The organism is Ferrovibrio sp., from assembly GCF_964218355.1.
In the GTDB taxonomy this organism is placed as follows: Bacteria; Pseudomonadota; Alphaproteobacteria; order Ferrovibrionales; family Ferrovibrionaceae; genus Ferrovibrio.
The window spans coordinates 312,765-327,498 of record NZ_CAXPMC010000009.1 but is presented as its reverse complement, the minus strand read 5'-3'; the positions used below and the strand labels follow the sequence as shown (position 1 = coordinate 327,498).

The window sequence follows — 14,734 nt, the reverse complement described above, 5'->3', positions numbered from 1 at the left end:
ACACTACCCCTCAGTTGCTGAGCAGGACCGGGCAGGTCATGCTGCCCAGGACCGTTTCGGTGACGCCGCCGAACACCATTTCGCGCAGGCGGGCATGGCCATAGGCACCCATGACCAGCAGGTCGGCACTGCGATCCGCCACCGCCGACAGCAGCGCCTCGCCGGCATCGATATCCTCGGCCACCGTATGCGCCACCTCGACCGTCACGCCGTGGCGGGCCAGATGCCGGGCCAGTTCGGCACCCGGCGTGCCGCGCGACCTGTCGGGGTTGATGCCGAACACGGTCACCTGCTTCGCCGCTGCCAGGAAGGGCATCGCATCATGCACGGCGCGGGTCGCCTCCTTGCTGCCGTTCCAGGCCACCATGACGCGCTGGCCGATCGCCGGATATTTGCCGACATAGGGCACGGCCAGGATCGGCCGCCCGGCACGCAGGGCCAGTTCATGGGGCAGGACGCCAATCCCGGCCGGCACCGCCAGCGGATCCTTCGGATCGGGATCGGGCTGCCCCAGCACCAGCAGGTCGAAGGCGCGGCCGTGATGCTCGACGGCATCCACCGGCAGGCGGTCGCTTTCGATCCAGTCGCAGGTCACACTCTGGCGCGCGGCGGCTTCCTCGAAGGCCGCCCGGGCTGTCTTGGCTTTCTTGCGCGCCTCTTCCATCTGCTGCTGGAACAGTTCAGCCGGCACATACTCGCCCATGTAATACAGCTGCTGCGGTGGCGGCAGGGTGTACAGCGCCGTCAGATGCGCATCCCAGCGCCGCGCCATTTGCAGTGCAGCATCGGTTCGCGCCGCGTTGCGGGGGTCTTCGGTGAGGTGAACGAGAATGTCGCGATAGGTCATAGCCGTTTCTCATGCCTTTCCGGTCGACGAAAACACCCGACTGGAACATCGGATGATGGCATGAATATGTTGACCATGCCGCCGAAGACGGCATTGACCTGCATCAAGACCCGGAACGGTACACGGATCGGATCCGGCAGGATCAGTTGCTGAGCAGCACCGGCAGATCGAGATTGCCCAGCACCGTTTCGGTGACGCCGCCAAACACCATCTCGCGCAGGCGGGAATGGCCGAAAGCCCCCATCACCAGCAGCTCGGCATCGCGCGCCTTTGCTTCCGCCAGCAGGGCCATGCCGACCTTCTGGCCATTGCCTTCGACGATTGCCGCCTGCAGCCGCACGCCGTGGCGCTCCAGCAGTTCGGCGATCTCGGCCTGCGGTGTCCGCCCCTTCTTCTCGGGCGCGATGGTCACCAGATGCACGGTCTCTGCCGCGCGCAGCAGCGGCAGCGCATCATGCACGGCCCGCGCCGCCTCGCGCTTGCCGTTCCAGCCGACCAGGACACTGCGCGCCGTGTCGCCGACCGGGCCGCCATGCGGCACGGCCAGCACCGGCCGGCCGGCCTGCAGGGCCAGTTCCTGCGGCAGCACGTCGGTACCATAGGGGATTGCCGCCGGATCGGCCGGGCTGGGGTCCGGCTGGCCGACGATCACCACATCGCTGGCACGGGCGAGGACGCGCAGGGCCTCCACCGGTGCCAGGTCGCTCGACAGCCAGCGATGCTCCACCGCTGCGCCCGCGCAGGTGGCAAGAAAAGCCTCGCGCGCCGTCACCGAGGCTTTCTGCGCCTCATCCATCTGCTTCTGGATCAGTTCGGTGGGGATGTATTCGCCCATGTAATAGGGCACGTTCGGCGGCGGCACCGTGTAGAGCCCGCTGAGCCGCGCGTTGAACCGGCGGGCCAGTCCGATGGCATAGCGAATCCGCTCGGCGTTGCGCGGATCCAGTGTCAGATGCACCATGATATCGCGGTAACTCATCGCCTGGCCTCCTCCGGTTCCGCGCCTGCCTTTTATCCCCCGGGCATGACGCTGCAGTTATCGGCAATCGTTATGGGCGTATGAATTGTGCGCAGAGTCATCCGGCTGCGACCGCAGCCGGATAATCCTGTTCATATCAATGTAGGCATGCTTGGGGCCCGATACAAGCGCAAGCCGGGCCCTGCGGCGGCCGCCTGCCGCGGCCGCCGGGCCGGATTCAAGCGGCGGCCTGCGGCTTCCAGGGCGGCAGCCGGCCTTCCTCGACCGCATGACAGGCCACCGAGCCCCCGGCAAAAGGCTGCGCCGCCGGCACTTCGGTGCGACAGCGCTCGCTGGCCAGCGGACAGCGCGGATGGAAGCTGCAGCCCGGCGGCGGGTTCAGCGGGCTGGGCACCTCGCCGGCCACCGGCGTGCGGGCGCGGCCGGTCATGTCGAGATCCGGGATCGCATCCAGCAGCATGCGCGTGTAGGGATGCTTCGGATCGCTGAACAGGGTCTCCGTATCCGCCCATTCGACCAGCCGGCCGAGATACATCACGCCGACCTTGTCGGAGACGTGATAGACGACGGCGAGGTTGTGGCTGATGAACAGATAGGTCAGGCCGAGATTGCGCTGCAGATCCTTCATCAGGTTGAGGATCTGTGCCTGCACCGAGACATCGAGGGCCGAGGTCGGCTCGTCGCAGACCAGGAATTCCGGCTGGCCGGCCAGGGCACGGGCAATCGAGACCCGCTGTCGCTGGCCACCCGAGAATTCATGCGGATACTTCTTCGCGTCGGCTGGCGACAGGCCGACCTGGGTCAGCAATTCACCGACCCGCTTCTCGACCGCCGCATTGTCCTTCAGCAGGCCGCCGAAACGGATCGGTTCGGCGATGATCTTGCCGACCCGCCAGCGCGGATTGAGCGAGGCATAGGGATCCTGGAAGATCATCTGCATGCGGGCCTGGATATCCCGGTGCCGGCGCCGTTCGGCTGCGGCACCGATCTCGTGGCCCTCGAAATTCACCGAACCCTCGCTCGGCTCGTAGAGGCCGACGATCAGGCGCGCCACCGTGGACTTGCCGCAGCCGGATTCGCCAACCAGGCTGAAGGTCTCACCCGGATTGATGCTGAAGCTGACACCATCGACAGCCCGCACCAGGCTGCGCGGCTTGCTCTCCAGCACGCGGTTCAGCCATGGCGCCGAAACGTCGAAAACACGCTTCAGACCGCTGACCGTCAGCATCGGCATTCCCGTCTTCTTCCCGCCCTCAGACATGGGCGCCCTCCTTCACCAGCCAGCAGGCCACTTCGCTGCTGCCAGCGGGCATCGGCTCCGGCCGCTCGACGCGGCAGCGGTCGAAGACTTTCGGGCAGCGCGGATTGAAGGCACATCCCTGCGGAATGGCGTTCAGCCGCGGCATCGAGCCGTCGATCTGCGTCAGCCGTTCATGCTTGTGGGTCATCGACGGGATCGCCCCCATCAGACCCGAGGTATAGGGGTGATGCGGCGTCTTGATCACATCCTGCACCGGGCCGATCTCGGCGATACGGCCGGCATACATCACCGCCACCCGGTCGGCGGTTTCGGCGATCACGCCCATGTCGTGGGTCACCAGCATCACCGCCGTGCCGTGCTCGCGGCACAGGCGCTTCAGCAGGGTGATGATCTGTGCCTGGATCGACACGTCGAGCGCCGTGGTCGGCTCGTCGGCGATGATCAGTTTCGGCTCCGCCGCCAGCGCCAGGGCGATAACGACGCGCTGCCGCATGCCGCCCGAGAACTGGTGCGGGTAATGGTCCACCCGCTCTTCCGGCGAGGGAATGCCGACATCGGCCAGCAGCTGCACGGCGCGCCTGCGGGCATCGGCATGGCTCATCGGCAGATGGGTCAGGATGGTTTCGATCAGCTGGTCGCCAACCCGGTAGAGCGGGTTCAGGCTGGTCAGCGGGTCCTGGAAGATGGCGCCGATCTGCCGGCCGCGTATGCGGCGCATCTCGCTGTAGGGCAGATTGTCGATACGCCGGCCTTCCAGCAGGATTTCGCCGGCGGCAATGCGGCCGGGCGGTTCCAGCAGGCCGATGATCGCAGCGCCGGTCATCGACTTGCCGGCGCCGGACTCGCCAACCACGCCGAGCACTTCGCCGGCAGCGATCTCAAGCGAGACATCGTCGACGGCCACCAGGGTACCGCGCCGGGTCGGGAACTCGACGCGCAGGTTGCGGACTTCGAGAAGCTTGGGGCTGCCCATCATATCACCGCAGTCTGGGATTAAGGGCGTCGCGCAACCAGTCGCCCAGCAGGTTGACCGACAGCACGAGGATGGCCAGCGCCGCACCGGGGAAAATGGTGATCCACCATTCACCCGACAGCAGATACTGCTGGCCGGTATTGATCAGGGTACCCAGCGACGGCTGGGTCGGCGGCAGGCCGACGCCGAGGAAGCTGAGCGTTGCCTCGGTGATCACGGCCAGCGCCAGGTTGATGGTGGCGATCACCAGCACCGGCCCCATCACGTTGGGCAGCACATGGCGGATCGCGATCAGCGGTCCGGGCAGGCCGATCACGCGGGCCGCCTGCACGTATTCCTTGTTCTTCTCCACCAGCACCGAGCCGCGCACGGTGCGCGCATACTGCACCCAGTAGCTGAGGCCGATCGAGACGACCAGCACGGTGATCGCCGCCTCGCTGTGCTTGTCGGCCCCCAGCAGGCCGCGGGTGACGCCATCGACCAGCATGGCGATCAGGATGGCCGGAAATGACAGCTGGACATCGGCGACGCGCATGATGAAGGCATCAACCGCCCCGCCCATATAGCCGGCGACCAGACCCAGCGTGATCCCCAGCACCATGGCAAAGATCACGGCAAGGAAGCCGACGCTGAGCGAGGTGCGCGAGCCGTACATGATGGTCGACAGGATGTCGCGGCCCTGGTCGTCGGTGCCCAGCAGGAAGTTGGCCTCGCCGCCGTCCACCCAGACCGGCGGCTTGAAGCCATCGGCGAGATTGAGCGAAGCCAGATCGAAGGGATTATGCGGGGCAATCAGCGGCGCGCCATAGGCGGCGACGAAGAACACCACGGTGATCAGGGCTGACAGCATCACCAGCTTCGAGCGGGTGAAGCTCCACCAGATGTCGCTGTCGGCGGCACGCCGCCAGGTTTCGGCAAGACGGGACATCATTTCGCCCCCCCGGCCCGGGCACCCTGGGCGCGCAGCCGCGGATCGACCACGAAATACAGCATATCGACAATCAGGTTGATCACCACGAAAACGAGCCCGATCATCACCAGATAGGTCGACATCACCGGGATGTCGGCATACAGCACCGACTGCAGGAACAGCAGGCCGACGCCGGGCCACGAGAACACCGTCTCGGTGATGATGGCGAAGGCAATGATGGCACCAAGCTGGAGGCCGGTGATGGTGATCACTGGCACCATGGTGTTCTTCAGGGCATGACCGAAATGCACCGCGCGGTTCGACAGGCCGCGGGCGCGGGCGAACTTGATGTAGTCGGTGCGCAGCACCTCCAGCATCTCGGCACGCACTAGGCGCATGATCAGGGTCAGCTGGAACAGCCCGAGCGTGATTGCCGGCAGGATGATCGCCTTCAGTCCGTCCAGGGTCAGCAGGCCGGTCGACCAGAAGCCGAGCCTGATCACCTCGCCGCGCCCGAAGGATGGCAGCCAGCCGAGGAGCACGGCGAAGATGTATATGAGCAGGATGCCGATCAGGAAGGTCGGCAGCGACACGCCGATCAGCGACACCGTCATCATCAGGCGGCTGATCCAGCTGTTTGGATACAGGCCGGCAAACACGCCCATGGGTATGCCGGCGAACAGCGCGAACAGCGCAGCAACGAAACTGAGCTCGAGTGTGGCGGGCAGGCGCTCGGCGATCATGCCGCCCACCGGCTGGGTGGTGCGGTAGCTGAGGCCGAAATTGCCCTGCACGGCATTGCCGACGAAGCGGGCGAAGCGAACCGGCATCGGATCGTCGAGCCCGAGATCCTTGCGAAGCTGGATGCGCTGTTCGGCGGGCAGATCCTGGCCGGCGATGATGGCGACGGGATCGCCGACGAAGTTGAACATCGCAAAGGCGATGAAGGCGACCGCCAGCATCACGAGGGCGGCCTGGACGAGGCGGCGAACGATAAAAGCAATCATGGGGCTGGTCCGGAACGGGTGCGGCCCGGGCCGAAGCCCGGGCCGTCCCTTATCGCAGGATAGGCGTTACTTGATCTTGACGTAACGCAGCGGGAAGTAGTTATCCGCCGGCTGGAACAGGTCGACGCTGTCCTTCGCCGCCCAGACCAGAACCTGCTGGTGCAGCGGGATATAGGCGTAATCGTCGAGATAGATCTTGGTGGCTTCCTTGATCATCGCGTTACGCTTCGGAACGTCGGTCTCCTGCCCGATCTTGTCGGCCAGCTCGTCGAACTTCGCGTTCGAATAGCCGCCGGCATTGAACAGACCCTTCTTGGTGGCCGCACTCGGCGACTGGATCAGCGACTCGAAGACGTTGTGCACGTCATAGGTCGCGCCCGGCGACCAGCCCAGCATGTAGAAGCTGGTATTCGGCGACTTCTCGATATCCGACGCGGTGCGCAGGATCTTCGCGAAGTACTTCGAGCGGGTCTGCGCCAGCAGGTCGACCTTGATGCCGATCTTGGCCAGCATCGACACGGCGGCCTGGCAGATCGCCGCGTCCTTGACGTAGCGGTCGTTCGGGCAGTCCATGCCGGTCTCGAAGCCGTTCGGATAACCGGCTTCCGCCAGCAGCTTCTTCGACAGTTCGGGATCGTATTTCGGACGCACGTCCATCGACTTGTCGTAGCCGCCGAGACCCTCGCCGATCATCAGCGCGGTCGGACGCGACTGGCCGCGCATGACGGTGCGCTTGATCGCCTCGACGTCGATGGCCCGGTAGAAGGCCTCGCGCACGCGCTTGTCCTTGAACGGGTTCTTGCCCTTGATGTTCGATTCCGGCAGCTCGTCGACCTGCTGGTTGAAGCCGAGGAACACCACGCGGGTTTCCGGACCTTCCAGCACGCGGCGACCCGAGGTCTTGGCGATACGGTCGGTGTCCTGCGGCGGCACGGTGTAGACCATGTCGATCTCGCCGGACAGCAGGGCGGCGACGCGGGTGGCATCGTTGGCGATGCGCTGGAACACAACCTCGGTCAGGTTATGCTCGGGCTTGTCCCACCAGGTCGGGTTCGGCGCCAGAACGGTCTTCACGTCCGGCTCGCGGGTCTTGACCACGAACGGGCCGGTGCCGTTGGCATTGCGGGTCGCGAAGTTCTCTTCGTTCTTGGTCATGTCGGCCGAGAACTGCGCGTTGTTCTTCTCGGCCCAGACCTTCGACATGATGCCGATCTGCACCAGCTTGTCGATCAGCAGCGGGTCCGGATACTTCATGTCGAATTCGACAACGAAGTCGCTGACCTTGCGGACTTCCTTCACCGACACCAGGTTGCCGGCAACGTTGGAGCCCTTGCCGTTGGCGCGGTTGACCGAGAACACGACGTCATCGGCGTTGAACGGCGTGCCGTCGCTGAACTTGACGCCCTGGCGCAGGGTGACGCGCCACAGGGTCGGGTTGGCCTGCTCCCACTTGGTCGCCAGCGCCGGTTCAAGCTTCAGCTCGCGGTTGCGCCGTGCCAGCGGCTCATAGATGTTGGCCATGAAGCTGAGCAGGAAGGTCTCGTTGCGGGCATACGGATCCATCGAACTGACGTCGCCGTCATTCGCCCACGTGAACGTCTTGGCCGAAACCGGATGCGCGCCGAGCAGCGCCACCGTGGCAGCCGCGGCGATCAGGGTCGCCTTCAAAAACTTGCCTCTTTGCATCGTCCCCTTTTCCTTCTCCCAAACGATGAAGCGGTTCCGGTTTCCGGGTATCCGCCGATGCTGCCGGCCCTGCGGGCCCGCAACGTTGCCGGATCATAGGCTTAGCCACCGGGCCTCGTCTACACCTGACGCAAAAATCATCGTGACCAGAAACTGCGCTTTGCCTGCCTATTGCGGCGGCAGAGCGCCTCCGGCCGGCGGCCGGACCAATCGGCGCCGCCGGACCAATAGCGGCGCCGCGGTTCGCTGTCTTGGAGATTATTGAACGGCTATTGCAGCCGGCGGGCGAAGGAGACCACGTCGCGCCCCTGCAGGATGCGGCGAGCCGGCATGATCAGCGTGCAGCCTTCTTCCGGCGTGCGGATTTCCTCGTCGCCGTCATTGGCGATCAGGGTGTTGCCCGGCAGGTCCTCGAAGCCCACGAAAGACTGCGTGAACCGGAACCGGTCGGTTTTCGCCACCAGCACATCGGTCACCTCGTAGCGCAGCGGCCGGCCCTGCACAGGCGGATGCTGCGCTGCAAGCGCTGCCGGGATCATGCCGAAGAAGTCGAGGAACCGCATGGTGACGCCGATGGCGATGGCGCCGCTGGTGGCGGCGAAATGCTGCCCGCATTCCACAACCAGCGCCACCGGGGTGGCGCGCGGATCGCTGAAGGCGCCGTACTGGATCAGCGGCCGGCCCGGATGCTTCACGCCCGGCAGCAGCACATGATGCAGCGGCGAATGCAGGTGCCGGGCCAGTGGCGCCATCTTGTCCACCGGCTCATGGATCAGCATTGCCGGCACGGCATAGGAGGTCGAATGGATGTCCAGCAGGGCATCGGCCTCGGCATAGATATGCCGCAGCGCCCGGGCGCGCTGCACATCGACCGTTGCGTCCGGTCCTTCCAGGGTATCGGCATCCCACACGCGGTTGAAATCGCGCTCGACGAAACGCGATTCAAACGGCTTCGCCGCATCGAAGCGGTGATAGGCCTCGACATTGGCGAAGACGAGCGTCAGCCGGCCGCGCAGCGGCCGGATGCCCTGCTCCAGCAGATGGGTCACCGCGATCATGCCGCAGAATTCGTTGCCGTGGGTCAGCGCGTTGACGATCACATGCGGGCCCGGCCGTCCGGAATCGAAGGTGTGCACGTAGTCGACCCCGCGGTTGCCCTGCCGCCAGGCGGACAGGTCCTTGGGGGTCAGTTCGATCGGCGGCAGGCCGGCATGCTGGTCGGTCATTGTCACAGGCTCCATGTCCAGATCACGCTGCCGATGCCGTACAGGCCGAAGCCGAGCATCAGCAGCCCGGACGCGCCGTTGATCCAGCGCAGTCCGCCATTGCCGAGACGGGTGCGGAAGGCGCCGGCCAGGCCGGCCAGCGACAGCCACCAGACCGACGACCCCGCAAACACCCCCAGCACCAGCCAGGCCGCCATCTCGTCCGACAGGCCGAAGGCACCGATGCCGAAGAAGGCGAAGATGCCGAGGAAGGCGACGATGGTGATCGGGTTGGTCACGGTCAGGAAAAAGGTCGAGATGAAATGTCCCGGCAGGCTTTCGTGGCGCAGGGCCGGCATCGCCGCCGCAGCGGGCGGGCGCAGCGCCACAGCCAGCATGCGCCAGGCCATGAACAGCAGGAACAGCCCGCCACCCAGCCGGAACAGCAGCTCGTGGGCTTCCAGCCAGCGCGAGATCAGACTGAGGCCGAAAGCGGCGATGCAGCCGTAGAAGGCATCGGCGAAGGCCGCGCCGAGACCGGAGGTCAGGCCGCTGAGCCGGCCCTCGTGCAGGGTGCGCTGGACGCAGAGGATGCCCACCGGACCGACCGGCGCGGCAATGACAAAGCCCGCCAGAGCGCCCTTGATCAGCATCAGCAGGCTGTCCACCGCTTCGTAACTCCGCATCATCCAGTTGACGGACAGGGCTGTATCATGGGCTTCCGGGCAGGTAAACCGGCGGGCCGGATCATAGCGGCTCCATGGTTTTCATATTTTCTGGCTCTTACGTGGGGTTGGAATTGTCCCTATCCGGATGGGACCAGGAGGTCCCATGTCCCAGTCTTCCGTGTCCCGGTCTTCCGCAAAAGCGGCCCCGGCCAGTCCGTCCCCGACAAAGCCCCCCAGCCCGCGCAGCCGGGTCAGGCGCGTAGCCGACCGCGGCCATTATGACGCAGCCACCCTGCATGCCATCCTCGACGCGGCCCATGTCTGCCATGTCGGCTTCGTGCAGGACGGCCAGCCGGTGGTGATTCCCACCGCCTGCTGGCGCGAGGGCGACCATCTCTACATCCATGGCTCGACCAAGAGCCGCATGGCCATGGCGCTGGCGGAAGGCATCCCGGCCTGCGTCACCGTCACCCTGCTCGACGGCCTCGTGCTGGCCCGGTCGGCCTTCCACCATTCGATGAACTACCGCTCGGTGGTGGCCTTCGGCCGCTTCGAGAAGCTGGACGATGCCGCGAAGCTGGCGGCGCTGGAGGCCTTTACCGAGCATCTGGCACCCGGCCGCTGGGCCGAGATCCGTGGCCCCAACCGGCAGGAGTTCAAGGCCACCATGGTGCTGCGCCTGCCGCTGACCGAGGCTTCGGCAAAAATCCGCCGGGGCCCGCCAAAGGACGATGCCGAGGATATGGCTCTCCCGGTCTGGGCCGGGGTGCTGCCTTTCGCGGCCGGGTTCGGCCGGCCGGAGCCCGATCCCCTGCTGGCACCGGACACCCCGCTGCCTTCCTATCTCAAAACCGCCAGCAGGCGCTGAACCGCACCGGCGATCCGCTCCTCCGGATCACCGGCAAAGCCGACCAGCAGCCCGCTGGACGGCGTGGCGAGGGCATAGCGCGACAGCGGCATCACACCCAGCCCGGCGGCCTGCGCCGCCGCCGCGGCGGCACGGTCGTCGCGACGATCGGCGAAATCGGCCACCACATGCAGCCCGGCTTCGGAAGGCCGCAGCCGCAGCAGGCCGCCATCCTCCCGCCCCAGGGCATCCAGCAGGGCCGCGCGGCGCCGGCGGTACAGCATGCGCATGCGCCGCACATGCTGGGCCAGGTGCCCCTCGGTGATGAAGGCGGCCAGTACCGCCTGCGACATCTGCGGCGCGAACCCGTCGGCCGCCCGCTTCAGCGCCAGGAAGCCGCCGACCAGATCCGGCGGCAGCACGACATAGCCCAGCCGCAACCCGGGAAACAGCACCTTGCTGAAGGTGCCGGCATAGATCACGCGGTCGCCCGCCCCCAGCCCCTGCAGCGCCTGCAGGGGCGGGCCGGCATAGCGGTATTCGCAGTCGTAATCGTCCTCGATCAGATAGATGTCGCGGGTGGCCGCCAGCTGCAGCAGGGCCAGCCGGCGGGCCAGCGGCAGGGTCATGCCGAGCGGGAACTGGTGCGATGGCGTCAGCAGGGTCAGCCGGGGTGCCGGATCGAGGCTCGCCAGGGCTGCCGGATCCAGCCCCTGCCCGTCGACCGGCAGCGGCAGCAGCCGGGCACCAAGGCCACCGAAAACCGCATGGGCACCGGGATAGCCGGGATCCTCCAGCGCGACCGCATCGCCCGGCCGCAGCAGCAGCCGGCCGGCCAGGTCCAGGGCCTGCTGCGCCCCCGAGACTATGACGATGCGGCCGGGCTCGCAGGCCACACCCCGGGTCGCCGCCAGATAGCCGGCCAGGGCCGCGCGCAGGGCAGGCAGTCCGGCCGGATCGCCGCTGCCCAGCAGGCCGCGACCCTGCCGGCGCAGCACCTGCCCGGTCAGCCGCCGCCACAGTTCCAGCGGCACCTCGTCCAGTGCCGGCATGCCCGGTGTCAGCGGCAGGGGGGCGACAGCCTGTTCCCGTTTTACGGGTGGCGTGGCCGGCCGGCGGGATGCCCCGGCAGGACGGGGCGGCATGGTCCCGGGGATACCTTCGGGCGGCAGGTCGGCGGCCACAAACAGCCCGGCCCCCGGCCGCGCCTCCAGATAGCCTTCGGCAACCAGCCGGTCGCAGGCCGTCACCACCGTGTTGCGCCCGAGGCCGAGATCGGCGGCCAGGCTGCGGCTGGAGGGCAGCCGCTCGCCCGGCGCCAGCTCGCCGGCCAGGACAGCCTGGCGGATCGCCCCGTATAGCTGCGCCTGCAATCCCCCGCCGCCGGTGCCGCGGTCCGGACGGAACCACGCCACGAAGCGGCCTGCCGCACGCCTGGCCATCACATCCTCGAATTTAGATTATAGACTATCATTATTTTATTGAAATAAATGATAAATAATAAATCTTACATGGACACAACAGCATGCTCATGGGTGATAGGCGGGTACACCGAACAGACTGGCATGGGCCCACAGGATCACAGCATAAAGTGCTGCTGCAGCAAGGATATTCAGCCAACCGATATCCGCCCATGAAACCCGGACCCGGCCGGCCGCCGCCGCGGCAAAGGGGATGATCGAGGTTTTATTGGCAAACCTTTGCCACTGCTCGCCAAATACGGCTGCCCGCTTGCGGTCGATCGAGCGCATGCCGTTCAGGGCCGTCACCAGGATCGCCCCGGCAAGCAGCAGGGTCGCCGCATCCCCATTGGCGATCATGTGGGCGCCGGCCCAGAGGCTGAAGGCCCACAGCATGGGATGACGGGTGATCCGGGTCATGCCGCTGACCGGCAGCTCCCCTTTCAGGATCATGTCCGGTCCGGCCATGGTCGGGTTGCCCGGCCGCAGGCTGCCGACCAGCAGCAGCAGGGCCACCGGCATCACCACCACCGGCACCGCCGTGACCCAGCCGGCCGAGGGCCAGAATTCGATATAGGGGGCCTGTCCGTAGCCCCAGATCAGAGCCGCCAGGCTGGCAGCACTGAGAACGGAAAACAACCCCCGGTAGGCGGACAGACCCAGCCGGCCGACCAGTGCCGGCCGCAGCGGACCGGCCACGATCACATGCAGCAGTATCCAGGCCAGGGCGGCCAGTACCAGCATTGTCATTCCTCTCTGCCCTCCTTGTGCATGGCTGCCGCCAGCGCCTGCAGCTGCTGCAGGGCCTGGCGGCGTGCCGCCGGATCGAGGCGGCTTTCGACATATTGCCGGTTGCCGGCGGCCGCCGGAAAGCCGGCCTGTTCGGCCAGCCGCAGATAGGCCCAGGCCAGCGCCGGATCGGCCGCCACCCCGTCGCCGCGGAACAGCAGGTCGCCCAGCACGAACAGGGCTTCCGGCCAGCCCTGCCCGGCGGACCGGCGCAGCCAGCCGAGCGCCGCCACCGGGTCGGGCGGACTGCCATCGCCGTTGAACAGCATGCGGGCCGCCTCGAACTGTGCCGCGGCATTGCCACGCCCGGCGGCCGTCCGGTACCAGTGCAGGGCCTGCTGCGGATCGGCCGCGACACCGCCGGCGCCGGCTTCCAGATAGGCTGCGTATTTGTAGGCCCCGGCGCCATGGCCGCCCTCGGCTGCCTGCCGGAACAGGGAACGGGCCCGCGCCAGATCGAGCGGGGTGCCCTTCCAGCCCTGCTCGTACCACAGACCGAGCCGGAACTGCGCCCCGGCGAAGCCCCGGTCCGCCGAGGCCGTCAGCAGCCGGCGGGCCTGCTCCGGATCGGCCGGACGACCCTCGCCCATGGCCAGATGCATGGTGTAGTTGTTGGTAGCCGGACCATGCTGCTGGGCAACGGCCTTTTCCCACCAGTCCATCGCTGCCGCCGGATCGGCGGCCCCGCCGCCCATGCCATTGAACAGGGCCAGCGCCAGATAATTCTGCGCGTCGGCAATCCCTGCCGCAGCCGCCAGCCTGAGATGCGGCAATGCCGCCGCCGGATCGGCGCCGCCGCCCTGCCCCAGCAGCAGCATGCGGCCATACAGCGCCGCCGCCTCGGGATGCGCGGCAGCGGCGGCCAGGGCCGCCAGCCGGCGGGCTGCGGCCGGGTCGGCATCGCCCAGCTCGCCGGTCTCGTGCAGCAGGGCCAGATTGTAGAAGCCACCGGGATCGCCCAGCTCGCCGGCCCGGGCGAACAATGCGGCAGCGCGGCGGCTGTCCTGCCGGGTGCCGATGCCCTGCTGGTACAGCAGACCCAGTTCGTTGACGCCCTCGGCCAGCCCGGCATCGGCCGCCGCCTGCGCCAGTGCGAGGGCGCGGACCGGGTCGGCCGGCACGCCCTGTGCGAAGGCATAGAGATGAGCCAGATAGGCCTGCGCCAGCGGGTGACCGGCAGCGGCGGCCTCGTTCATCAGCCGCAATCCGCGCGGGGAATCCGTGGTGAAGACGCGGCCTTCATGCAGCAGCCGGCCGAGCCGGTAGCGGGCATTGACCGCACCGGCCTTCGCCGCCTGTTCCAGCAGGGCGCGGGCGGCGGCGGCATCCGGCGGCTGGCGGTCCAGCAGCAGTTCCGCGACATTGGCCAGCGCGGTCGGTTCGCCCAGTTGGCCGGCCCGGCGCAGCAGCGGTTCGGCCCCGGCCGGGTCATGAGGCCCGCCCTGCCCGGTCATCATCAGGAAACCCAGACCGGCCATGGCACGCGGATGCCCCTGCGCGGCGGCGCGGCCGAACCAGTCCCGGGCAGCGGCCAGGTCGCGCGGCAGCCCGATCCCGAGCTGGCTGGCCAGTCCCATGCGGAACTGGGCCTCGCGATCGCCGGCTTCAGCCTGTCGCCGCACCGTATCCGGATCGGGCAGCGGTGCCGCCGTCGACGGCAGCGGGGCGGAAAAGCGGTCGGCCGGCACGGCATGCACGGCGGCGACCGGCCACGCAGCCAGGGCGACGGCAAGACCCGCCGCCAGCAGCGGCCGGGGAAAACAGGATGAACGGGACATGGCTACCGCGACAATTCGAACAAGGCCCGGCCGCCAGGTGTCAGCTTGCAGACCAGCCAGTCGGGCTTGATGGGATTTTCGAACCAGGGCTCGGCCCAGCCGGCCCGCACGCATGACAGGATGGTCTGGGGACTGATCTGCTGGCCGTGCTCGTCGAACAGGGGCAGCTTGCCGCCGGGCTGGCGCAGGCCCCGCCGGAGATAGCGCAGCTGCGCCGCTGTCGGCTTGTGGCCATGTCGATCCGCAAAGCCCTGCGCCATCCATTCCTCCTGCATGGGCCAGCATAGAAAAGCCGCCCGCGGGCAGCAATCGCCGGCATGCAGA

Annotated in this window: 14 protein-coding genes; 1 reads left to right on the top strand and 13 read right to left on the bottom strand. The window is 67.3% G+C overall.

The features are described from left to right. Positions 1–10 precede the first annotated feature (10 nt). The 9 genes from ACEQZY_RS05635 to ACEQZY_RS05595 form a co-directional block, all read right to left on the bottom strand. Positions 11–847, bottom strand: a complete 837-nt coding sequence (locus ACEQZY_RS05635; protein WP_370152898.1) for a universal stress protein — start codon at positions 845–847, stop codon at positions 11–13. Between the two features lie 142 nt (positions 848–989). Next, positions 990–1,826: a universal stress protein gene (locus ACEQZY_RS05630; protein WP_341702889.1), complete on the bottom strand. Its 837-nt coding sequence runs from the start codon at positions 1,824–1,826 to the stop codon at positions 990–992. A gap of 217 nt (positions 1,827–2,043) precedes the next feature. Further along, positions 2,044–3,087 carry an oligopeptide/dipeptide ABC transporter ATP-binding protein gene (locus ACEQZY_RS05625; protein WP_341704792.1) on the bottom strand — a complete coding sequence of 348 codons (1,044 nt, stop codon included), beginning with the start codon at positions 3,085–3,087 and terminating at the stop codon, positions 2,044–2,046. After that, positions 3,080–4,060 (bottom strand): ABC transporter ATP-binding protein, encoded by a 981-nt coding sequence (locus tag ACEQZY_RS05620; RefSeq protein ID WP_370153128.1) that lies wholly within the window; start codon positions 4,058–4,060, stop codon positions 3,080–3,082. The genes ACEQZY_RS05625 and ACEQZY_RS05620 overlap by 8 nt, the downstream gene beginning before the upstream one ends. Positions 4,061–4,064: 4 nt before the next feature. Continuing rightward, entirely contained in the window at positions 4,065–4,991 is a 927-nt protein-coding gene (locus ACEQZY_RS05615; RefSeq protein WP_341704794.1) for an ABC transporter permease, read from the bottom strand. Further along, positions 4,988–5,977: an ABC transporter permease gene (locus ACEQZY_RS05610; RefSeq protein WP_341704795.1), complete on the bottom strand. Its 990-nt coding sequence runs from the start codon at positions 5,975–5,977 to the stop codon at positions 4,988–4,990. The genes ACEQZY_RS05615 and ACEQZY_RS05610 overlap by 4 nt, the downstream gene beginning before the upstream one ends. A gap of 66 nt (positions 5,978–6,043) precedes the next feature. Next, positions 6,044–7,663 (bottom strand): ABC transporter substrate-binding protein, encoded by a 1,620-nt coding sequence (locus ACEQZY_RS05605; protein ID WP_341704796.1) that lies wholly within the window; start codon positions 7,661–7,663, stop codon positions 6,044–6,046. Positions 7,664–7,932: 269 nt separating this feature from the next. Further along, positions 7,933–8,889, bottom strand: a complete 957-nt coding sequence (locus ACEQZY_RS05600) for a succinylglutamate desuccinylase/aspartoacylase family protein (RefSeq protein ID WP_341704797.1) — start codon at positions 8,887–8,889, stop codon at positions 7,933–7,935. Positions 8,890–8,891: 2 nt separating this feature from the next. Then, on the bottom strand, positions 8,892–9,557 hold the full coding sequence (locus ACEQZY_RS05595; protein WP_370152895.1) for a LysE family translocator: 666 nt from the start codon (positions 9,555–9,557) through the stop codon (positions 8,892–8,894). 142 nt (positions 9,558–9,699) lie between these two features. Between ACEQZY_RS05595 and ACEQZY_RS05590 the strand changes: the two genes are divergently transcribed. Continuing rightward, on the top strand, positions 9,700–10,404 hold the full coding sequence (locus tag ACEQZY_RS05590; RefSeq protein ID WP_370152893.1) for a pyridoxamine 5'-phosphate oxidase family protein: 705 nt from the start codon (positions 9,700–9,702) through the stop codon (positions 10,402–10,404). On the opposite strand, the gene ACEQZY_RS05585 is transcribed toward ACEQZY_RS05590, so the two are convergent. The 4 genes from ACEQZY_RS05585 to ACEQZY_RS05570 form a co-directional block, all read right to left on the bottom strand. Continuing rightward, complete coding sequence (locus ACEQZY_RS05585; RefSeq protein WP_370152891.1) at positions 10,377–11,825, bottom strand: PLP-dependent aminotransferase family protein; 1,449 nt, start codon at positions 11,823–11,825, stop codon at positions 10,377–10,379. The two genes, ACEQZY_RS05590 and ACEQZY_RS05585, sit on opposite strands and share 28 nt — an antisense overlap. A gap of 87 nt (positions 11,826–11,912) precedes the next feature. Beyond that, positions 11,913–12,593 (bottom strand): NnrU family protein, encoded by a 681-nt coding sequence (locus ACEQZY_RS05580; RefSeq protein WP_370152889.1) that lies wholly within the window; start codon positions 12,591–12,593, stop codon positions 11,913–11,915. Then, complete coding sequence (locus ACEQZY_RS05575; RefSeq protein WP_370152887.1) at positions 12,590–14,410, bottom strand: tetratricopeptide repeat protein; 1,821 nt, start codon at positions 14,408–14,410, stop codon at positions 12,590–12,592. Before ACEQZY_RS05575 ends, ACEQZY_RS05580 begins: the two co-directional genes overlap by 4 nt. Positions 14,411–14,412: 2 nt before the next feature. Continuing rightward, positions 14,413–14,670: a hypothetical protein gene (locus tag ACEQZY_RS05570; RefSeq protein WP_341705351.1), complete on the bottom strand. Its 258-nt coding sequence runs from the start codon at positions 14,668–14,670 to the stop codon at positions 14,413–14,415. Positions 14,671–14,734 lie beyond the last annotated feature (64 nt).